This window comes from Streptomyces sp. NBC_00203 (assembly GCF_045206325.1).
Taxonomy (GTDB): domain Bacteria; phylum Actinomycetota; class Actinomycetes; order Streptomycetales; family Streptomycetaceae; genus Streptomyces; species Streptomyces lutosisoli.
On sequence record NZ_CP108126.1, the window covers coordinates 2,077,101 to 2,098,376 of the forward strand.

The 21,276-nt window shown below is 70.8% G+C and carries 18 protein-coding genes; 13 read left to right on the forward strand and 5 right to left on the reverse strand.

Going from position 1 to position 21,276, the window contains the following annotated elements:
• Window positions 1-71: 71 nt before the first annotated feature.
• The 4 genes from glpK (at window position 72) to OG975_RS09660 (ending at window position 5,835) form a co-directional block, all read left to right on the forward strand.
• Window positions 72-1,610: a glycerol kinase GlpK gene (gene glpK, locus OG975_RS09645; RefSeq protein WP_406328726.1), complete on the forward strand. Its 1,539-nt coding sequence runs from the start codon at window positions 72-74 to the stop codon at window positions 1,608-1,610.
• Between the two features lie 8 nt (window positions 1,611-1,618).
• Window positions 1,619-3,235 (forward strand): FAD-dependent oxidoreductase, encoded by a 1,617-nt coding sequence (locus tag OG975_RS09650; RefSeq protein WP_406328727.1) that lies wholly within the window; start codon window positions 1,619-1,621, stop codon window positions 3,233-3,235.
• Between the two features lie 211 nt (window positions 3,236-3,446).
• Entirely contained in the window at window positions 3,447-4,565 is a 1,119-nt protein-coding gene (locus OG975_RS09655; RefSeq protein ID WP_406328728.1) for an LLM class flavin-dependent oxidoreductase, read from the forward strand.
• 211 nt (window positions 4,566-4,776) lie between these two features.
• On the forward strand, window positions 4,777-5,835 hold the full coding sequence (locus OG975_RS09660; RefSeq protein WP_406328729.1) for an LLM class flavin-dependent oxidoreductase: 1,059 nt from the start codon (window positions 4,777-4,779) through the stop codon (window positions 5,833-5,835).
• Here the strand turns inward: OG975_RS09660 and mtnK are convergent.
• From mtnK to OG975_RS09680, 4 genes are read right to left on the reverse strand one after another with little or no spacing between them, the layout of a single operon-like run.
• Window positions 5,819-6,997: an S-methyl-5-thioribose kinase gene (mtnK, locus tag OG975_RS09665; protein WP_406328730.1), complete on the reverse strand. Its 1,179-nt coding sequence runs from the start codon at window positions 6,995-6,997 to the stop codon at window positions 5,819-5,821. The genes OG975_RS09660 and mtnK overlap by 17 nt on opposite strands.
• A 12-nt stretch (window positions 6,998-7,009) precedes the next feature.
• Entirely contained in the window at window positions 7,010-8,056 is a 1,047-nt protein-coding gene (locus OG975_RS09670) for an ABC transporter permease (protein ID WP_406328731.1), read from the reverse strand.
• A 28-nt stretch (window positions 8,057-8,084) separates the two neighbouring features.
• Window positions 8,085-9,620, reverse strand: coding sequence for a sugar ABC transporter ATP-binding protein (locus tag OG975_RS09675; protein WP_406328732.1), 1,536 nt, complete (start codon window positions 9,618-9,620; stop codon window positions 8,085-8,087).
• Window positions 9,607-10,704, reverse strand: a complete 1,098-nt coding sequence (locus OG975_RS09680) for a substrate-binding domain-containing protein (protein ID WP_406328733.1) — start codon at window positions 10,702-10,704, stop codon at window positions 9,607-9,609. The genes OG975_RS09675 and OG975_RS09680 overlap by 14 nt, the downstream gene beginning before the upstream one ends.
• A 572-nt stretch (window positions 10,705-11,276) precedes the next feature.
• Between OG975_RS09680 and OG975_RS09685 the strand changes: the two genes are divergently transcribed.
• The 3 genes from OG975_RS09685 to mtnB are packed head-to-tail and all read left to right on the forward strand — an operon-like array spanning window position 11,277 to window position 13,197.
• Window positions 11,277-11,876, forward strand: a complete 600-nt coding sequence (locus OG975_RS09685; protein ID WP_327427460.1) for a cupin — start codon at window positions 11,277-11,279, stop codon at window positions 11,874-11,876.
• Window positions 11,873-12,592, forward strand: coding sequence for an acireductone synthase (gene mtnC, locus OG975_RS09690; protein WP_406328734.1), 720 nt, complete (start codon window positions 11,873-11,875; stop codon window positions 12,590-12,592). Before OG975_RS09685 ends, mtnC begins: the two co-directional genes overlap by 4 nt.
• The gene (gene mtnB, locus OG975_RS09695) at window positions 12,589-13,197 is read left to right on the forward strand and encodes a methylthioribulose 1-phosphate dehydratase (RefSeq protein ID WP_406328735.1); all 609 of its coding nucleotides are present in this window, start codon (window positions 12,589-12,591) and stop codon (window positions 13,195-13,197) included. Before mtnC ends, mtnB begins: the two co-directional genes overlap by 4 nt.
• A gap of 81 nt (window positions 13,198-13,278) precedes the next feature.
• Here the strand turns inward: mtnB and mtnA are convergent, their stop codons facing one another.
• Window positions 13,279-14,310: an S-methyl-5-thioribose-1-phosphate isomerase gene (mtnA, locus tag OG975_RS09700; RefSeq protein WP_406328736.1), complete on the reverse strand. Its 1,032-nt coding sequence runs from the start codon at window positions 14,308-14,310 to the stop codon at window positions 13,279-13,281.
• Between the two features lie 300 nt (window positions 14,311-14,610).
• On the opposite strand from mtnA, the gene OG975_RS09705 reads away from it, so the two are divergent.
• From OG975_RS09705 to OG975_RS09730, 6 genes are all read left to right on the forward strand, one after another.
• Window positions 14,611-15,660, forward strand: coding sequence for a BMP family ABC transporter substrate-binding protein (locus OG975_RS09705; RefSeq protein ID WP_406328737.1), 1,050 nt, complete (start codon window positions 14,611-14,613; stop codon window positions 15,658-15,660).
• Entirely contained in the window at window positions 15,641-17,206 is a 1,566-nt protein-coding gene (locus OG975_RS09710) for an ABC transporter ATP-binding protein (protein ID WP_406328738.1), read from the forward strand. The genes OG975_RS09705 and OG975_RS09710 overlap by 20 nt, the downstream gene beginning before the upstream one ends.
• 61 nt (window positions 17,207-17,267) lie before the next feature.
• Window positions 17,268-18,314 (forward strand): ABC transporter permease, encoded by a 1,047-nt coding sequence (locus OG975_RS09715; protein WP_369257003.1) that lies wholly within the window; start codon window positions 17,268-17,270, stop codon window positions 18,312-18,314.
• Window positions 18,314-19,180 (forward strand): ABC transporter permease, encoded by an 867-nt coding sequence (locus tag OG975_RS09720; protein WP_406328739.1) that lies wholly within the window; start codon window positions 18,314-18,316, stop codon window positions 19,178-19,180. The genes OG975_RS09715 and OG975_RS09720 overlap by 1 nt, the downstream gene beginning before the upstream one ends.
• Window positions 19,177-19,950 carry a purine-nucleoside phosphorylase gene (locus OG975_RS09725; RefSeq protein WP_406328740.1) on the forward strand — a complete coding sequence of 258 codons (774 nt, stop codon included), beginning with the start codon at window positions 19,177-19,179 and terminating at the stop codon, window positions 19,948-19,950. Before OG975_RS09720 ends, OG975_RS09725 begins: the two co-directional genes overlap by 4 nt.
• Complete coding sequence (locus tag OG975_RS09730; RefSeq protein WP_406328741.1) at window positions 19,947-21,248, forward strand: amidohydrolase; 1,302 nt, start codon at window positions 19,947-19,949, stop codon at window positions 21,246-21,248. The genes OG975_RS09725 and OG975_RS09730 overlap by 4 nt, the downstream gene beginning before the upstream one ends.
• Window positions 21,249-21,276: the final 28 nt, after the last annotated feature.

Below are 21,276 nucleotides of genomic sequence, written 5' to 3' on the forward strand. Positions count from 1 at the left end.
GCCTTCCAGCACCGCTTAAAGCACGCGCCGTGGATACAGCCCCTCCCATACGGAACCTTCAGGAGCACCCCGTGACCGACGCACACACCGCCGGCCCCTTCATCGCCGCGATCGACCAGGGCACGACCTCGTCCCGCTGCATCGTCTTCGACCGCGACGGACGCATCGTCTCCGTCGACCAGAAGGAGCACGAGCAGATCTTCCCGAAGCCGGGCTGGGTCGAGCACAACGCCGCCGAGATCTGGACCAACGTCGAGGAGGTCGTCGCCGGAGCCATCGAGAAGGCCGGCATCACCCGCGACGACATCAAGGCCATCGGCATCACCAACCAGCGTGAGACCACGCTGCTGTGGGACAAGAACACCGGCGAGCCGGTCCACAACGCCCTCGTCTGGCAGGACACCCGCACCGACGCTCTCTGCAAGGAGCTCGGCCGCAACGTCGGCCAGGACCGCTTCCGCCGCGAGACCGGTCTGCCGCTCGCGTCGTACTTCGCCGGTCCGAAGGCCCGCTGGCTGCTCGACAACGTCGAGGGTCTGCGCGAGCGCGCCGAGGCCGGGGACATCCTCTTCGGCACCATGGACACCTGGGTCATCTGGAACCTGACCGGTGGTGTCAACGGCGGCCACCACGTCACCGACGTGACCAACGCCTCCCGCACCATGCTGATGAACCTGCACACCCTGGAGTGGGACGAGAAGATCGCCGAGTCCATCGGCGTCCCGCTGAACATGCTCCCCGAGATCCGCTCCTCCGCCGAGGTCTACGGCGAGGTCACCGGCGGCAAGCTCGGCGACCTGCTCGGCGGCATCCCGGTCGCCTCCGCGCTCGGCGACCAGCAGGCGGCCCTGTTCGGCCAGACCTGTTTCTCCGAGGGCGAGGCCAAGTCCACGTACGGCACCGGCACGTTCATGCTGATGAACACCGGTGACAAGATCATCAACTCGTACTCGGGCCTGCTGACCACCGTCGGCTACCGGATCGGCGACCAGGCTCCGGTCTACGCCCTCGAGGGCTCCATCGCCGTCACCGGCTCGCTCGTCCAGTGGATGCGCGACCAGATGGGCCTGATCAAGTCCGCCGCCGAGATCGAGACGCTCGCGTCGTCGGTCGAGGACAACGGCGGCGCCTACTTCGTGCCGGCCTTCTCCGGTCTGTTCGCCCCGTACTGGCGCTCCGACGCCCGCGGTGTGATCGCCGGTCTGACCCGGTACGTCACCAAGGCGCACATCGCGCGCGCCGTCCTGGAGGCCACCGCCTGGCAGACCCGTGAGATCACCGACGCCATGACGAAGGACTCCGGCGTCGAGCTCGCGGCCCTCAAGGTCGACGGCGGCATGACCTCCAACAACCTGCTGATGCAGACCCTGGCCGACGTCCTGGACGCCCCCGTGGTGCGTCCGATGGTCGCCGAGACCACCTGCCTCGGCGCTGCCTACGCCGCCGGTCTCGCCGTCGGCTTCTGGTCCAACACCGAGGACCTGCGCGCCAACTGGCGCCGGGCCGCGGAGTGGACCCCGAACATGGACGCGGAAATCCGCGACCGTGAGTACAAGAGCTGGCTCAAGGCCGTCGAGCGGACCATGGGCTGGATCGAGGACGAGGAGTAAGAACCAGCATGACCAGTCAGTCCACCACGCAGACCGTGCCTGCCCTCGGTACGCACCCGGCCTCCGGCTCGAACCCGAGCCGCGCCGAGACCCGGGAGCAGCTTTCCAAGGCGACGTACGACCTTCTCGTGATCGGCGGCGGCATCCTGGGCATCTCCACCGCCTGGCACGCTGCGCAGTCCGGTCTGCGGGTGGCTCTGGTCGACGCCGGCGACTTCGCCGGCGCCACCTCTTCCGCCTCCTCCAAGCTTCTCCACGGCGGTCTGCGCTACCTGCAGACCGGCGCGGTGAAGCTGGTGGCGGAGAACCACTTCGAGCGCCGTGCGGTCTCCCGCCAGGTGGCCCCCCACCTGGCGAACCCGCTCACGTTCTACCTCCCCGTGTACAAGGGCGGGCCGCACGGCGCGGCGAAGCTGGGCGCGGGTGTCTTCGCGTACTCGGCCCTGTCGGCCTTCGGTGACGGCGTCGGGCATCTGCTCTCGCCGTCGAAGGCCGCGCAGGACGTGCCCGAGCTGCGCACCGACAACCTGAAGGCCGTCGCGGTGTACGGCGACGACCAGATGAACGACTCCCGGATGGCCCTGATGACGGTCCGCGCGGCCGTCGAGTCCGGCGCCGTCGTCCTCAACCACTCCGAGGTCACCGGCCTGCGCTTCACCAAGGGCCGGGTCACCGGAGCGGACCTCAAGGACCGCACGAACGGCGAGGAGTTCGGCGTCGACGCGCGCCTCGTGCTCAACGCCACCGGCCCCTGGGTCGACCACCTGCGCAAGATGGAGGACCCGAATTCGGCGCCGTCCATCCGTCTGTCGAAGGGCGCGCACCTGGTGCTGAAGCGCACCTCGCCGTGGAAGGCCGCGCTGGCGACCCCCATCGACAAGTACCGCATCACCTTCGCCCTCCCCTGGGAGGACATGCTCCTGCTCGGCACCACCGACGAGGAGTACGAGGGCGACCCGGGCGAGGTCGCGGTCAACGAGAAGGACATAGCCCAGATCCTGGACGAGGCCGCGTTCTCGATCCGGGACCAGCAGCTCTCCCGTGACCTGATCACGTACTCCTTCGCCGGTCTGCGGGTGCTGCCCGGCGGCCCCGGCGACACGTCGAAGGCCAAGCGCGAGACGGTCGTCACCGAAGGCCGCGGCGGGATGCTCTCCGTCGCGGGCGGCAAGTGGACCACCTTCCGGCACATCGGCCGTACGGTCATGCAGAAGCTGGAGTCGCTGCCGGGCCACCCGCTGGGCGAGGACTTCGAGCCGATCTCCCAGCTGCCGAAGAAGCTTCCGCTCCCCGGCGTCGCCAACCCGCGCGCGGTCGCCCACCGCCTGCTGGTCGACGGTCCGGCGCCCGGCCCGCGCATGGCGGCGGACACCGCCAAGCACCTGGCCACCCACTACGGTTCGCTGGCCTTCGACATCGCCCGGCTGGCGAACGAGAACCCGGAGCTGGGCGAGCGCGTCCACCCGGACGCCCCGGAGATCTGGGCGCAGGTCGTGTACGCCCGGGACAACGAGTGGGCCGAGACGCCGGACGACGTGCTGCGCCGCCGGACGACGCTGACGATCCGCGGTCTCGCCACGGACGAGGTGCGGGGCAAGGTGCAGGACCTGCTCGACAAGAAGTAGCAGATGCTGCGGTGATGTGAGGGGCGGCTCCCACGGGGGAGAGCCGCCCCTTTCGCATGTTCGGGCACGGGGAGGGAACGGGGGCTCGCACACGGGGAAAGCGGCCTCGTTCACGGGGGAACGGGGGCTCCTGCACGGGGGGAACGGGGCTTCCGGGACGCTGCCATACCGCGTACATACGCCCGCAATGTCCCGCAGCGAGAGTAGGAGGATGCCTCCGGTTCCCCTCTCCGTGCTCGATCTCGTGCCCATTTCCTCCGGCTCGGACGCTCCGACCGCGCTGCGCAACACTGTCGAACTGGCCCGCGCGGCCGAGGAGTTCGGCTACCGCCGCTACTGGGTGGCCGAGCATCACCTCAATCCCGGGGTGGCGAGCTCGGTGCCCGCGCTGGTGATCCAGGCCGTGGCACAGGCGACCCGGGAGATCCGGGTCGGCTCGGGCGCCGTCCTGCTCGGCCATCAGACACCGCTGTCGGTCGTGGAGCAGTTCGGGATCCTGGACGCCCTGTTCCCGGGGCGGATCGATCTGGGGCTCGGGCGGTCGGGGCGGCCCAGGAAGGCTCCTGAGGCGTCCGCTTCGCCCGAGGGCACGTTCACGGACGAGGGCCTGTATCTCCCGCCTCGCTTCACCGGCTTCGGGCAGCTTCTCCAATCCCCGCGCTTCCGGCTCCAGTTGAGCCTGTTGCAGCAGCCGGGTGCCGAGGCTCCGGCTTACGAGGAGCAGGTCGCCGACATTCTCGCTCTGCTGGCCGGCACATACGTCGACCAGGACGGCACCGAGGCGCGTCCGGTGCCCGGTGCGGGTGCGGACGTCGACGTGTGGATCCTCGGCAGCAGTGCGGGCGAGAGTGCGGAGGTGGCGGGGGCGCGGGGGCTGCCGTTCGCGGCGAACTATCACGTCTCGCCCGCCTCGGTCGTGGAGGCGGTGACGGCCTACCGCCGGGCGTTCCGGCCGTCCTGGGCGCTGGCCGAGCCCTATGTCGCCGTGTCGGCGGACGTCGTGGTGGGGGCGGATGACGACTCCGCGCGGCGGCTGGCTGCCGGGTATGCGGCGTGGGTGCGGTCCATTCGCAGCGGGGAGGGGGCCATTCCGTTTCCGACGCCCGACGAGGCGTATGCGCGGCAATGGAGTGATGCGGAGCGGGAGTTGGTGGCTGATCGGGTGGATACGCAGTTTGTGGGGGCGGTGGAGACGGTGATCGAGCGGTTGCGGGCGTTGCGGCGGGCGACGGGGGCGGATGAGCTGGTCATCACCACGATTACGCATGATCACGCGGATCGGGTTCGGTCGTACGAGTTGCTGGCGCGGGCCTGGGCGAAGCGGGCCTGAGGGGTGCGCAGTGGTTTCTCGCCCCCGCCGCCCCTACCCGTCCCATCCCCCAGGGGCTCCGCCCCTTCGACCCCGTGGGTTGTGTTTCGGCTGCGGGCCGGTGGGGGCCGTTCGCGCAGTTCCCCGCGCCCCTAAAAGGGGCGCGGGGAACTGCGCAATCTTTTGGGGGTATGGGGGCGCAGCCCCCAGGAACGGGCAGAAAAGGGGTGCTATGAAGTTTCAGGTTCTTTCCATTGTTGGGCATGCTCCGCATCCGGTGAGCGGGGAACTCGCCTCGCCGGCCGACCGGTTGGCGGAGGTGGTCGACGTCGGGGTGGCGGCGGAGCGGCTCGGGTATGACGGGTACGCGGTCGGGGAGCGGCATGCCGGGCCGTTTCTGTCGTCGAGTCCGACGGTCGTGCTGGGTGCGCTGGCGGCTCGGACGAGTCGTATCAGGCTGCTCACCGGTGTCACCGTCGTCGCGATCCTCGACCCGGTGCGGGTCGCCGAGGACTATGCGACGCTCGATCAGATCTCGCGCGGTCGTGTCGAGTTGGTGGTGGGCAAGGGGGCGGAGGCCGGGCACTTCGACCTCTTCGGGCTCGACGAGGAGCGGCAGTGGGATCTGCAGCGGGAGAAGTACGAGCTGTTGCGTCGGCTGTGGAGTGAGGAGAAGGTCGACTGGGAGGGGGAGTTCAGGCCCGCGCTGAAGAACGTGACGACCGTGCCACGGCCCTACGACGGGCCGCCGCGCGTCTGGCACGGCTCGGCGACCTCCCTCAACTCCCCGGAGCTGGCCGCGAAGCACGGCGATCCGCTGTTCACCGCCAACGCCATCCAGCCGCGCGCCGCCTACGCCCGGCTGATCGACCACTACCGGGAGCGGTTCGAGGCGTACGGGCACAATCCGGCGCACGCACATGTGGCGGCGGGCTCGGGCGGGCTGCTGATCGCGGACACGCACGAGCAGGCCGTCGCCCGGTACAAGGACCTGTACGAGGCGAAGGTCCGGCAGTCCTTCCGCCCGCACCTGGAGGGCAAGGCGGGGTACAACACACCGTTCCGCACCATCGAGGACGCGATCGCCGACGGGCCGCAGCTCATCGGCTCGCCGCAGCAGATCATCGACAAGATCCTCGGCTATCACGAGGTGTACCGGCACGATCTCCAGTCGATCACCGTGGACGCCTTCGGACAGTCGACGGACGAGCAGATCGAGACGTTGCAGCGGTTCGCCGAGGAGATCGCGCCGGTGGTGCGCCGCGAGGCGCCCTCTACGCTGTGGGAGTGAGCGCCTCCACGACGGCGCGTACATCGTCGGGGCCGGTCAACTCGGCCCGCCTGACGATCAGTTCGCGGCCCAACAGCAGTGCCCGGCGCGAGGCGGGCACCGGGTCCGGCAGCGTCGTCAGGTCGGTGAGATGGGCGAAGCCGATGATGCGGCGGACGATCTCCGCGCCGGCGAAGCCGACCGATTCCGTCCAGACGCGGCGCAGGAACCGGTCGAGGTAGGCGTCGTCGAAGAAGGTGTCGACCCGGGACGGCCACAGGCGGCGGAACTCGGTCGCGAACGCCTCCCAGGAGAGGCGGAGTTGGTCACCGTGGTCGGCCAGGGCGCCCAGGGCCCTCGCTCGTTCCTCCGACACCAAGGTATTGGCCCAGTAGAGGCCGAGGTCGAAGCCGATCGGGCCGACGAAGGAGAACTCCGGGTCGAAGACGCGTACCACCGGGGCGTCTTCGCGCGCGCCGACCATGATGCTGCCGGTGTGCAGGTCGCCGTGGAGCAGGGCCTGCGCGCTGGTCATGAAGACATGCCGGAGGTCCGCGACCTCGGTGCGCAGGCGGGCGTCCGTCTTGAAGGAGGCGGCCAGGTCGTCGAGGCCGGGGTGCCAGTGGTTGTGCTCGTGCTCGATGTACGGCTCCGACAGCACCACGTCCTCAGTGATCTTGCACAGCTCGGGGCTGACCGAGGCCGCGACGAGCGCCTTGCGTTCGGCCGACGGCATGCCGAAGTCGCTGGTCGCGAAGGACAGTTGAGCCACGAACTCGCCGACGCGGGCCGAGGTGCCGGAGCCGTATGCCGCACCGTCGTTGAGAACCGTACGCAGGACCTCCAGATCGGACATGTCCTCCATGACGAGGGCGTAGTTGTCCGAGTCGTAGCCGAGGACCGCCGGGATCTTGTCGGGGGCGACCTTGGCGACCTGCTCGTACGCGCGGGCCTCGGCGTCGGCGCGCTCGGGGCTCATCGGCCAGGAGGGGCCCGCGACCCGCACCCAGGGCAGGGCCTGCTTGACGGCGAGGCTGCGGGTGCCGTCGGTGGAGGTGGCGAGGAAGACGCGGTTCATGTTGCCGTCGGAGACCTCGCGGACAACGGGGTCGTCCGTGCCCCAGTGGCCGCGCTCGCGCAGATAGCCGGCGACGTCCTCGGTCTCCAGGATGCGGTAGCCCATCGGTGAACTCCCTTATGCGGTGCGGCGCTTGGACAGGGTGAAGCTGAAGACCAGGGCGAGGATGAGGACCGCGCCCTCGACGACGTCCTGCGTGTAGTACGGCAGTCCCTTGATGGTCAGGCCCGTGGTGATGATGCCGATCAGCACGGCTCCCAGGGCCGTGCCCCACACATTGGGCCTGCCGCGGCCGAGCACCGACGTGCCGACCAGCGCGACGGCGACCGCTTCCAGGAGCTGGGAGGTACCGGCGGAGACGTCTCCCTGCCCGATGCGGGAGGCCAGGATCAGGCCGCCGATGGAGGCGAGGACGCCGGAGAGGACGTACGCGAGAGCCCGGTACCCGCCGACGCGGATGCCGGCCAGCCGTGCGGCCTCCGGGTTGGCGCCGATCGCGTACAGCACGCGCCCCCAGCGGGTGCGGGCGAGGAACACCCAGGCGACGACGGTCAGCGCGCCGAAGATCAGCACCGAGACGGGGATGCCGAGGACCGTGCCACGGTCGATGCGCAGGAAGCCCTCGGTGAACCTGCCGGGCGCGGTGGTGCCGTCGGACTGGGTCATGCCGGGGGTGATGGACTGCCCGTCGACCAGGATGAGTTTGATGCCCTGGATCACGAACATGGTGCCGAGCGTGGCGAGCATGTCGGGGATCTTCAGGACGACGATCAGCAGGGCGTTGAGCAGGCCCGCGAGGGCGCCCGCCGCGATGACGGCGAGGATCGCGACCGTGCCGACCTGGTTGTACGTGACCATCGTCTTCGCCGCGACCGTCACCCCGAGTCCGGCGACGGCGCCGACGGACATGTCCATTCCGCCGACGGCCATGGTGAGGGTGACGCCGAGGCCGAGGATCGCGGCGACGGAGACGTACCGGAGGGTGTCGAGGAGCGTCGCCGAGTCGCGGAAGGTCGGCTCGCTGATCCCGAAGTACGCGAAGAGCGTGACGGTGACGAAGATGAAGCCGTACTTGATGACGGCGTTCTGGACGCGCGGGCCGAGGGCGCCGGCGGACGGGGTCGCCGTCTTCGCCGGGGCCTCGGTGTTCTGGGTGGTGGTCATGTGCCCTACGGCTCCTGATCGTCGGGCATCAGACGGATGCCGAAATGGTCTGGATCACGCGGTCGCGCTCCGCGTCTTCCCCGTACGCGTCGAGCCGGATCTCGCCCGCGGCCAGCACGACGACCCGGTCGGCGACCTCCAGGACCTCGTCCACGTCCGCGGACAGGACGAGGACGGCGGCGCCCTCCGCGGCCAGCGCGCGGGCCCGGCGTCCGATGTCGCGGCGGGCACCGATGTCCACGCCTCGGAACGGCTCGTCCAGGATGAGGACTCGCGGGCTCTCGGCGAGCCAGCGGCCGACGACGACCTTCTGCTGGTTGCCGCCGGACAGCTCCTCGACCGTGCTGTGCTCGTCACGGGCGACGACACCGAGCTGCTCGATGGCGGCGCGGCCGAGCGCGTCCTCCTTGGTCCGGCTCACCAGTCCCGCCGTGGACAGGGACTTGAGGAACGGCAGCGAGATGTTCTGCGCCAGCGACCAGCCGGGCACCAGCGCGTCCGTGTGCCGGTCCTCCGGCACGAGGTGGACGCCGCTGCGGATCGCGTCGGCCGGGCGGCGCGGCTCGTACGGCCGGCCGTCCAGCTCGAGCGCTCCCCCGGTGAAGCGCTCGGCGCCGAACAGGCCGCGGGCCAGCTCTGTCTTGCCCGCGCCCAACAGGCCCACGACACCGGTGACTTCGCCCGCGCGGAGGTCGAGGTTCTGGGGGGTGTGGCCGTCGAGGAAGGGGACACCGCGCAGGGAGAGCACGACCTCGCCCTGGTGCCCCGCCTTCTGAGGCCGTGCGGTCGTCGCCTCCTGTGCCTGGGCGAGCATGGCGCGCAGGGCGCTGTCCCAGTCGAAGGGCTTGGCCTGGTCCTCGGTGAGACGGCCGTCTCGCAGGACGACCAGCCGGTCGGCGAGCGCGTCGATCTCACCGAGCCGGTGGGAGACGTACAGCACGGCGATGCCGTCGTCGCGCATCCGCTCGACGAGCGCGAAGAGGCGCTCCGCCTCGGCGGCGGAGAGCGCGGAGGTCGGCTCGTCGAGGATCAGCAGCCGCGGGCGGGTGGCCAGCGCGCGGGCCAGGATCAGCAACTGCCGGTCGGAGATGCCCAGTTCGGTGACATCCCGCCGCAGTACGCTGTCGCTCCAGCCGAGGTCCAGCGCGGACTGGATCTCGCGGGCGCGGGCCAGTACGCGGCGACCGCCCAGGAACGGGTTGCCGCGCGCCTGGGCCAGCTCCTCGAACACCAGGTTCTCGGCGACCGTGAGGCCGGGCACGATGCCCTCGCCGATGCGCTGGTGCACGGTCTGGATACCCAGCCGGCGGGCGGCCAGCGGGGAGTGGAGCGCGGCGGGCTCGCCGTTCACGCGCACTTCCCCGCCGTGGTCCGTGTGGACGCCCGAAAGGATCTTGATCAGCGTGGACTTGCCCGCGCCGTTCGCGCCGAGCAGCGCGACGACGCCGCCCGGGGCGATGTCCAGCGAGACGGAGGCGAGCACCGTCCTGCCGCCGAAGGCCATGCTGACGTCACGGAGGCCGACCGCCGCGACGGTCTCGACAGGGGTGTCAGTGGGCGACATTGGGGATCCAGTCCGCGGTGCTCACCTTGGACAGGTTCAGCGCGGGCAGCGCCTCCCGCAGCTGGTCCATGTTCTCGATCCCCTTGCTCTTCAGGAAGTCCTGGGTGATCGCGACGGCCGGGAACTCGACCGAGGCCTTGTTCAGCTGACCGGCCAGCTCCAGGGCGGCCGTACGGACGACGGCGGCGCCCACCGCGGACGGGTCGGTGCCCGCCGTGGCGACCCACGGGCTGTCCTTGGCGGTCATGTTCTGGATGTCGGCGTTGGAGACGTCCGCGCCGAAGACCTTCACCTTGTCCTGGAGCTTCTTGTTCTGGACGGCGAGGACGGTGCCCTTGGCCAGCTCGTCGTACGGGGCGAAGACGCCCGTCACGTCGGAGTGCTGGGTGAGCGCGGCGGAGACCAGGGGAACGTTGTCAGTGGCCGTGGAGTCGGTCACCTTGCCGACCTTGAACTGCTGCTTCCAGCCGTTGGCGTCGACGGTCGACTTCCAGACGCTGTCGCGCTTGTCGAGGGCGGCGTATCCGGCGACGTTGACGTAGCCGACCTTGGCGTTCTTGCCGAGGTCCTTGGCCATCACGTCGAGGACGGCCTGGGCCATGCTGGCGTCGTCCTGCTCGGTGCTGACGACCGACTTGTTGGTCTGGTCGACGTCGTAGACGACGACCTTGATGCCCTTCTTCACGGCCTTGTCGATCTCGGGCTGGATCGTGGACGGGAAGCCGTGGTCGACGATGATCGCCTGCGCGCCGGAGTTGACGGCCGAGGACAGGTCGGTGGCCTGCTTGGCGTTGTCGGCCTGGGCGTCGTACACGGTCAGGTCGATGCCGAGGGCCTTGGCCTGCGCCTTGGCGCCGTTGCCCCACTGCTCGAAGTAGTCGCCGGCGCCGCTCTGCCGGACCAGGGCGACCTTGACGGTGCCCTTGCTGAAGGGCGCGGGCTTCTTTCCGGTCGCGGCGGAGGCCGAGGCGGCCTTGTCGCCGGTGCTCTGCGAGGCGTTCGACGACTGGGAGCAGCCCGCGAGCAGAAGCGCGGAGACGGAGGCGAGGGAGAGCGCGGCAAGGGGAACGCGGGTACGGGACATGAGGGGGCTCCAGATACACGAATGGCGCAGAGGGAAGCGAGGAAGAAAGCAAGGAGCTTGGACCCGGAGCAAGGGAAAGGAATGCGCCACCGCTCAGACAGGTGGCGAACGCCCGGGAGAATCAGGGCGCGTCGGAGCTCCGGATGAGGTCAGCGACAGCTGGCTGTGGTCGACCGGAGCAAGTCCACGTACAGCCGCCGCACGAGCAGCAGCGTCTTCATATGCAGATCATGAGAACGATTTCAGCCAGCCGTCAAAACAATGGAAGCGGTTTCTCGACAGGTGAGACAACAACAACCTCACACCTGGTCGCCGCGCACCCTGGAGTTACCATCACGGGACCGGCACCCGACCCGGCACAGTGAGGCCCTGATGAAGACACCCCGCGCGACGGCACCCTGCATGCCCTGCATGCCGTGCTGTCCTGGCGCGATGTGTCGCGGCTGACCAGCCGTCCGCCGCCGCTCGCCGTCACCGCCGTCACCGCCGTCTTCTTCCCCCCTTCCTCTCCCGCCCGTCCGGTGCTTGTCTCGGTATCCGGACATCCCTTCCAGCTTCCAGGAGTTGCTCCCATGACCCTGCTGACGACCTGGCCCGAGTCCGGACCCGAGTCCGTCGTGCGCCGTACCTCCGACCCCGCCGAGATCGCCGCGGCACTCGCGCCGATCGGGGTGCGCTACGAGCAGTGGCCGATCCGCGCGGACGTGCCGGCGGACGCCGACAGCGACACCGTGTTCGCCGCGTACGGCCCGGAGATCGACAAGCTGAACGCCGAGGAGGGCTTCACCACGGTCGACGTCCTCGGTCTGCACCCGAGCGACGACCCCGGGTTCCCGGCCAAGGCGAAGGCCGCGCGGGAGAAGTTCCTTCAGGAGCACACCCACGACGACGATGACGAGGTCCGCTTCTTCGTCTCGGGATCCGGGATCTTCTACCTCCATGTGAACGGCGAGGTGCACGCGGTGTACTGCGAGAAGGGCGACCTGCTGGGCGTGCCGCGCGGCACGACGCACTGGTTCGACATGGGCACGAAGCCCGCCTTCACCGCGATCCGCTTCTTCCACGAGGAGGACGGCTGGATCGGCAGCTTCACCGGCTCCACGATCGCCTCCCGCTTCCCGGACTACGACACGATCGACGCCGGGTACCAGCGGGACAGGGCCGCCGCGTGACGTCGCACTTCGACGTGGACTCCGTGGTGCTCGACATCGAGGGCACCACGAGCGCCACGGGGTTCGTCGTGGACGTGCTCTACCCATACTCGCGCTCTCGTTTCGGAGCGGTGCTCTCGGAGCGGAGCGGTGATCCGGATGTGCTGCGGGCGGTCGCGCAGGTGCGGGAGCTGATCGGCGAGCCGGACGCCGACGCCGTACGCGTCGAGAAGACCCTGAACGAGTGGCTCGACGAGGACCGCAAGGCCACCCCGCTCAAGACCCTCCAGGGCCTCATTTGGTCCGAGGGCTTCGCACGCGGCGAGCTCGTCTCGCACTTCTACGACGACGTGGTCCCGGCGCTGCGCCGCTGGCACGCCGCGGGCGTCCGCCTGCACGTGTACTCGTCGGGCTCCGTCGCCGCGCAGCGCGCGTGGTTCCGGTCGTCCCCCGAGGGCGATCTGCTGCCGCTCGTCGAGGGGCTGTACGACACGGAGAACGCGGGGCCGAAGCAGGAGCCGGAGTCGTACGCGACGATCGCGACCGCCATCGGTACCGCCCCCGGCCGCATCCTCTTCCTCTCCGACCGGCCGGGCGAGCTGGACGCGGCGCGTGCCGCGGGCTGGCAGGCCGTGGGCGTACGCCGCCCCGGGGAGCCGTACTACGAGCAGGGCGTCGGCGATCACCCCGAGGCGGGGACGTTCGACGCGATCACCATCGCAAGGAGCACCACATGACCGTCGACATCTCAGCCCTCGGCCTGGAGGAGGCGGGCGCCGTCCTGGCCGCCGAATCGGCCCGCTTCGCCTCCTTCGGCTGGATGCGCGGCACGTCCGGCAATCTGTCGGTGGTCCTGTCCCGGGATCCGCTGCGCCTCGCGGTCACGGCGAGCGGGCACGACAAGGGTGAACTGACGCCCGCGGACGTGGTGCTGGTCGACGGGAACGGCGCCGCCGTCTCGGGCGGCAAGCCGTCCGCCGAGGCCGAGCTGCACGCGCGCGTCGCCGCGCTCACCGGTGCGGGTGCCGTTGTCCACGTTCACACGGTCGCGTCCGTGGCCATGGGCCGCCGCGAGCCGGGCGGCATCGTCTTCAAGGACGTGGAGATGCTCAAGGGCGTCGGCCAGCCCGCCCACGACGTCGAGGTCACCCTCCCTGTCATCGCCAACAGCCAGGACATGAAGGTGCTGGGCGACCGTCTGGAGGCGGCGCGCGACCCGCGCATGCCCGCGGTGGTCGTGGCGGGCCACGGGCTGTACGTGTGGGGTGCGGATCCGCGTCAGGCGCGGCACCACACCGAAGTGGTCGAGTGGCTGCTGGAGTTGGAGCTGACGGGACGCTGAGACCGGCGAAAGGCCGCGGTCCGGTGTGTCACCGGACCGCGGCCTTTCCTTGCCTCGAACGGGCCTCGACGACCCGCACCGCTAGCGCAGGTGATCCCCCGGCAGCTCCCCCGCCGACACCGTCAGCACGCCGCGCTCCGTCACCAGGCCCGTCACCAGGCGCCCCGGAGTGACGTCGAACGCCGGGTTGTGGCCGCGGGACTCCGCGGGAGCCGTGCGGACCCCGGCCCACTCCAACACCTCGTCCTCGCCGCGGAGTTCGATGTGGATGTCGGCGCCCGAGGCCGTCGACAGATCCACCGTCGTCGTGGGGGCGGCGACCAGGAACGGTATGCCGGCGTCGGCGCAGGCCAGCGCGACGCCCACCGTGCCGACCTTGTTGGCGGTGTCGCCGTTCGCGGCGATGCGGTCGGCGCCGACGATGGCGGCGTCGACCTCGCCGCGCAGGATGGTGCCGGCCGCCGCACCGTCGGCCTGGACGTAGTGCGGTATGCCCTCCTGGACCAGTTCCCAGGCGGTCAGCCGGGAGCCCTGGAGCAGGGGTCGCGTCTCGTCGGCGTACACGACCTCGACCTGGCCGCGCGTGTGCAGTTCGCGGATGACACCGAGGGCCGTGCCCCAGCCCGCGGTGGCGAGCGCGCCGGTGTTGCAGTGCGTCAGCAGCCGCAGCGGCCGGTCCACCCCCACCCGCTTGAGCAGCCAGTCCGCGCCGTACGCCCCCATCGCGCGGTTGGCCTCGACGTCCTCGCGCTGCACGGCCGCGGCCTCCGCGAGAACCGCCTCGATGCCCGCGTCGAAGCGGGTCATCACCCGGTCCACGCACACCATGAGGTTCACGGCGGTGGGGCGTGCCTCGCGGATGCGGGCGACCTCCGTGCGCACCCGGTCGGTGTCCCAGCCCTCCCGCTCGCCCTGGAGCAGAGCCAGCGCCACTCCGTACGCCCCCGCCGCCCCGATCGCCGGAGCGCCCCGCACGACGAGCCGCTGGATCGCGTCCACCAGCGCGTCGACGTCACGGATTTCGACGGTCTCGGTGCGGTGCGGCAGCACGGTCTGGTCGATGAGCGCGAGGCTGTTTCCGGTCCAGTCGACCGCTCGCAGTTCCTGGGGCATAGCGGGGCACTCCTGATGATCCGAGGGTGCGCGCAACCGTACATGACCTCGAAGAACCACAGTTCGAGACAGTCGAGCAGGTGTCCTGAAACCGGTGTTACAGTCCAGCACCCGCAGCCCGAAGGCCGATGTGAAGGAGGACGCGTGCTGCTTACGATGCGCCGTTTCCTCGACCACGGCCGGTGCGCCAGCGACGTCTGTCGCGGCTGACCCGCACCCGTCAGCGCCGACGTTCGCCCTCACCCTCTCGCGCTCCCCTCCCCCAGAGCGCGGTTTGCCGTACCTCCGGAAGGTTCACCGATGCCTCGCAGATCCCGTCGTTCCCTCCAGTTCGCCGCCCTCGCCGCGGGCACCGCGCTCCTCGCCACCGCCTGCAACGCGGCCGCCAAGGACACCTCGTCCGACAGCGCCAAGAGCGGTGGCAAGTCCTTCACGCTGGTCACGCCCGACGCCGTGGGGCAGAACGAGTTCCTGAAGCTCGCGGTCGACGGGGTGAAGGCCGCGGCCAAGGCGCACGACGGGACGCAGAAGGTCTACGAGTCCTCGGACACCGCCTCGCAGCAGCAGAACGTGCAGGCCGCCGTGGAGGCGAAGCCCGACGTCATCGTGCTCGTCGGCTTCGAGTTCGCCGACCTGGTCGCTCAGCAGGCCAAGGCGCACACCGACCAGCAGTTCCTGATGATCGACGCGTGCACCACGAAGACGTACAAGAACGTCAGTTGCGCGGTCTTCCGTGAGCACGAGGGCGTGTACCTCGCGGGCGCGGAGGCCGGGCTGCTCAGCAAGAGCGGCAAGGTCGGCGCGGTGGACGTGCTCGACACGCCCCAGTTCCGGCGTTACAGCGACCCGTTCGCGGCCGGCGCCAAGAAGGTGGCCGCCAAGACGTCGACCTCCACCCGCTTCGTCGGCGGCCAGTCCCCGTTCGACGACTCGGCGCGCGCCAAGGAGCAGGCGAACTCGCTGCTGTCCAAGGGCACCGACCAGATCATGGCGGCCGCCGCGGCCGGCAACTACGGCGTCTTCGAGGCCGCGAAGGCCAAGGGCGCATACGCGTACGGCGTCGACGTCAACCAGTGCGTCTCCTCGCCGGGCACGGTCGTCGACAACGTCATCAAGCGCACCGACGTCGCCGTGCAGAAGGGCATCGACGCGGTCCTCGGCGGCAAGGAGGGCACGACGGTCTCGTACGGCCTGAAGGAGGGCGGCATCAGCCTCACGGGTCTGGAGGCCGGCGTCGACACCTCCAAGTGCGTGATCGCCCAGCACAAGGACGTCCTGACCAAGGTCAAGGCGCTGCGCGACCAGATCGTGTCCGGAGAGCTGAAGGTCGATGACCCGGCAGCGAGCTGACGACTCCACCGGCTCCCCTGCGTCCACCGAGTCTGTCGCCGTCGAGCTCCGGGGAATCACCAAGCGGTTCCCCGGCACGCTCGCCAACGACTGTGTCGACCTGACCGTCAGGCGCGGCGAGATCCACGCCCTGATGGGCGAGAACGGCGCGGGCAAGTCCACGCTCATGTCCGTCCTGTACGGCATGGAGCGGCCGGACGCGGGGTCGGTACGGATCGACGGGCGCGAGGTGTCCTTCGGCGACCCGGGTGACGCCATGGCCGCCGGGCTGGGCATGGTCCACCAGAGTTTCAAACTGTTCGACTCGCTGACGGTCGCCGAGAACGTCGTCTACGCCGCCGAGCCGCGCCGCTTCGGTCTGGTCGACCGGGCGGCGGCGCGGCGCCGGGTGCGTGAACTCGCCGAGGAGCACGGTCTCGCCGTCGATCCGGACGCCCGGGTCGGCGACCTCCCGGTCGGGCTGCGGCAGCGCGTGGAGATCCTGAAGCTGCTGCACCGCGGCGCCCGTACGCTCATCCTCGACGAGCCCACCGCGGTGCTGACCCCCGCCGAGGCCGACGCCCTGTTCGCGGTGCTCAAGTCGCTGACCGCGCAGGGCCGTACGGTGATCCTTGTCACGCACAAGCTGCGCGAGGTCCTCGAAGGCAGCGACAACGTGACGGTGCTGCGGGACGGCCGGGTCGTCGCCCGGCTGGTCACCGCCGAGACCTCCGCCGACGAGATCGCGGCCGCGATGACCGGCCGCGCGGTCGAACTGGACCGCGTGCACGCCGAAGGCACCCCCGGCGACGAGGTACTGAAGGTCGAGGACCTCGGCACGGACGCGGTACGAGGGGTCCGGCTCACCGTCCGCGCCGGCGAGATCGTCGGCATCGCGGGCGTCGCGGGCAACGGCCAGAGCGAGTTGATCGAGGCGCTGGCCGGGCTGCGGCCCGTCACCGCCGGGCGGATCGCCCTGCGGGGCCACGACATCACGCACGCCTCCGCGACCGAGCGGCGCGCCAAGGGCCTCGCGTACGTCCCCGAGGACCGGCACGCGGTCGGCACCGCGCCCGCCGCGTCCGTCGCGGACAACCTCGCGATGGGCCATCACCGTACGTCCCTGTCGGCACGGGGGTTGCTGCCGCCCGCGGCCGTACGGGCGCACGCGCGGCGTCTCGTCGAGCGCTTCGGCATCAAGGCGGCCACCCCCGAGGTGCCCGCCTCCGCGCTGTCCGGCGGCAACCTCCAGAAACTGCTGATCGGCCGCGAACTCGCCCACGACGCCCCGCTGTTGCTGGTGGAGCAGCCGACGCGCGGTGTCGACATCGGCGCCATCCAGAACATCCACGACGAAATCGTCGCCTACCGCGACGCGGGCCACGCCGTGCTCCTCGTCTCCGCCGAGCTGAGCGAGATCCGCGCTCTCGCCGACCGGGTGCTGGTGATGTACGAGGGCCGGGTCACCGCCACGTACACCAAGGACGCGGCGGACGAGCGGACGCTGGGGCTCGCGATGGCGGGCGGCGCGAAGCCGGAGAAGCCTCCGGTGGAGGTCGGCGACTGACATGACCCAGCACGACACAAAGGGCTTGGCCATGACCCAGCACGACACAAAAGGCCTTGCCATGACCCGAATAGCGGGAGCCCTGCGCTCCCCCGTCGCCTTCTCCGTGCTCGCCGGGGTCGTGATCGGCGCGCTCTTCCTGGTGGGCACGGGGGCCGATCCGTTCGCCGCGTACGGCGCCGTCCTCAGCGGCTCGCTCGGCGCCGACGGCATCGGCTCGACCCTGTCCACCACCACCAGCGTCCTCGGTCTGGCGCTGGCGCTCGCCATTCCGCTGCGGGCCGGGCTCATCAACCTCGGCGGCGACGGGCAGATGGTGCTCGGCGGGATGGCCGCGGCGGTCACCGGCCTGTACGTGCCGGTGCCCGCGCCGCTCGCCGTTGTCCTCGCGCTGCTCGCGGGCATGGCGGCGGGCGCCGGATACGCCGCCCTGGCCGCCCTGTGCGAGAACCGCTTCGGTGTACCGCTCCTGGTCAGCAGCCTGCTGCTCAGCTATCCGGCGTCCTCGCTCGCTTCCTACCTGGCCCGCTATCCGCTCAAGGAGCCGGGCTCCAGCCTCCCGCAGACGCGGCAGCTGCCGGACGGGGTCGCGCTGCCGGCCTTCGGCTCGTCGACCGTGACGGCCGGGCTGCTGCTGGTGGTCCTCGCGGCGGCCGCGTACTGGTTCACGGACAAGCGCACGGCGATCGGGTACGAGATCCGGATGACCGGACTCAACTCCCGCTTCGCCGCGTACGCGGGCGTCGAGCGCAAGGGTCTGACGCTGCGACTGATGGCCACCTCGGGCGCCCTCGCCGGGCTCGTCGGCGCGATCGGGGTGCTGAGCTTCCCGTACCGCTTCCTCGACGGCGCGCTCACCGCTCCCGGTTACACGTGGACGGGGCTGACCGCGGCGCTGCTCGCGGGCGCGGCCCCGCTGGGCACGGTCCTCGCGTCGTTCTTCTTCGCGATGCTTCAGGTCGGCGGGCTCTCGATGGAGCGGACGACCGAGGTGCCGCGCGAGCTGACGCAGGTGCTTCAAGCCATTGTGATCGTTTTCCTGGCCGCCCGGCTGAGCCTTCCGCGCAGGTGGTTCCGAAGGTCGCGTCAGCAGCGGGAGGCCGTCTGATGTTCTTCGACTCCGATCTCCTCATGTCCGCGCTGCGCGCGCTCACCCCGATCCTGCTGGCCGCGCTCGGCGGCGCGATCTGCGAGCGCGCGGGCGTCTTCAACATCGGCCTCGAAGGCATGATGCTGATGGGCTGCTTCACGTCCGTGGCCACCAGCTGGTTCACCGGCAGCCCCTGGCTCGGCGTTCTCGCGGCCGCGCTCGCCGCCGCCGCGTACTCGCTGATCCTCGCCGTGGGCGCGGTGACGCTGCGCGGGGACGCGGTGGTGCTGGGAGTGGCCATGAACCTCCTCGCCGTGGGCCTGACCAGCTTCCTGTTGCGTACGGTCTTCGGTGTGCAGGGCACTTTTGACGATCCGTCACTGGCCGGGCTGCCGTTGGTCGGTGGCTTCTCGCCGCTCGCCTATGTGGCGTGGGCGGCGGTCGGTGTGGCCGCGCTGATGCTCTCGCGGCATGTGTGGGGGCTGCGGCTGCGCGGGGTCGGCGAGGCCCCGGAGGCGGCGGCCACGCTCGGCGTGAGCCCGGCCAAGTACCAGTACGCGGCCGTGCTGTTCTCGGGTGTGCTGTGCGGGCTCGCCGGGGCCCAGCTCGCTCTGGGCAACGTCACGTTGTTCTCCGAGAACATGACGGCGGGCCGCGGCTGGATCGCCGTCGTCGCCGTGATGCTCGGCCGCGCCCTGCCTCTCGGCGTGCTGCTCGCCGCGCTGCTCTTCGGCCTCGCCGAGGCCGCCGGCTTCCGGCTGCAAGGGCTCGGCCTGCCGCAGCAGGCGACCGACGCCGCGCCGTACGTCGTCACGCTCGGCGCCCTCTTCCTCACGACGGCCCGCCGCCGTCGCCGTACCCGCCCCGCTGGAGCCGCTTCATGACCGCCCAGGATCTGCTGCCGATCACCCGCATACCGCGCACCGGCCTGCCGCCGTACGCCCTGGTCGTCGGCGACCCGGCGCGTGCCGCGGCCGTCGCCGCGCTGCTGGACGGGGCCGAGGAGGTCTCGTACCACCGCGAATACCGTGTGTTCAGCGGGAGTTGGAAGGGTCTGCCGGTCACCGTCGCCTCGCACGGGGTCGGCGCTCCGGGTGCGATCCTGCTCTTCCAGGAGCTGGCCGACGCGGGCGTCACGACCTTTCTGCGGTTCGGTACGGCGGGCGCGATGCGCGCCGGTATCGGTGACGGCGACCTGGTCATCGCGGAGGCGGCGGTACGGGACGACGGTGTGACCCAGCAGCTGCTGCCGCCCGAGTATCCGGCGGTGTCGTCCCCCGAGGCGGTGCTCGCCCTCCAGCGTGCGGCCCGCGCGGCGGACGCCCCGCACCACCGGGGCCTCGTCTGGACGCGGGCGGCCTTCCAGCCGGGGCTGATCCCGCTCACCGCGTACGACAACGCGGGCCTCGCGGCGATCGAGATGGAACTGTCCGCGCTGCTGGTCACCGCCTCGCTGCGGGGCCTCGTCGCGGGCGGCGTGCTCGTCGTCGACGGCGCGAACGCGGACGATCTGGTCGACGAGGAGAACACCGGCGGCTACAACCCGCACCGCGATGTCGTCGCGGCGGGCGTCGAACGCGGCGCCGTGGTGTCCCTGGAAGCACTGCGGCTGCTGGCCGAGGAGCGCGTGGAGCACGAGGAGTCCGCCGCGTGAGCGAGCACGCCGATCTGCTGGTCCACGGCGGGGACATCCTGACGGTCGACGAGGCCGGGACCGTCCTGCGCTCCGGAGCGGTCGCGGTCCGCGACGGAGAGATCCGGGAAGTCGGCCCCGCCGACGAGCTGCGCGCCCGCTACGACGCTGCCGAGACCCTCGACGCGACGGGCTGTCTCGTGCTGCCCGGCCTCGTCAACACCCACACCCACCTGGCGATGACGCTGCTGCGCGGCCGTGCCGACGACGTCACCCTTCAGGGCTTCCTGGAGCGGGTGGTGCGCTGGGAGACCGAGCTGCTGTCGGCGAAGAACGTGGCCGCGGCGGTGCGGGTCGCGATCGCCGAGAGCGTACGGTCCGGGGTGACCTCCGCGCTCGACATGTACTGGTTCCACGAGGCGGCCGAGCGGGTGGCGCGCGAGACGGGCTGGCGCCTGCACACCGGTCCGACCTTCATGGACGTACCGGACCCGGCGGACGGCATCGCGTACGAGGACCGTCTGGCGTGGGCCCGGCGCGACCTGGCCGACCGGGTGTCGACGAAGCCCGGCACCCGTCCGGTGCTGTTCGCGCACTCGACGTACACGCTCACGCCCGAGCAGCTGACCGGCATCGCCGCGCTGGCACGGGAGTTCGGCGCGCTGCTGCACATCCACGCGGCGGAGAACGCGACCGAGGTCGCCACCGTCGAGGTGCGCTACGGCAAGCGCCCCGTGGAACTGCTCGACTCGCTCGGGCTGCTCGGCCCCGATCTGCTGCTCGCGCACGCCGTGGATCTGACGGGTCCCGAGATCGCGGCCCTGGCCCGCACCGGCACCTCGGTCGCGCACTGTCCGGTCTCCAATCTGAAGCTCGGGTGCGGTATCGCGCCGGTGCCGCGGCTGCTCAGCGCCGGGGTGACCGTGGGGCTCGGCACGGACGGCGCGGTCAGCTCGAACACCCTGGATGTGCTGGGCGCGGTACGGCAGGCGGCCCTCGTCCACAAGGCGGCCGGCGACCCCACCGCGGTCGGCGCCGAGCAGGCGGTCCGGATGGCCACCGTCGAGGGCGCCCGCGCGCTGGGGCTCGGCGACCACCTGGGCTCCCTGGAGGCGGGCAAGCGCGCCGACCTGATCGTGCTGGACCTGAACGCGCCCCATCTGCGTCCGCTGCACGACCCGTGGTCCACGCTCGCGTACGCCGCGCACTCGGCGGACGTACGGGACACGGTCGTCGACGGCAGGATCCTGATGCGGGACCGGACGCTCACGACCCTCGACGAGGTGGCGGCCCTGGCCGATCTTGAGGCGCTCACCTGAGCTGACATCGGACTTTCCCCCCGTTCAG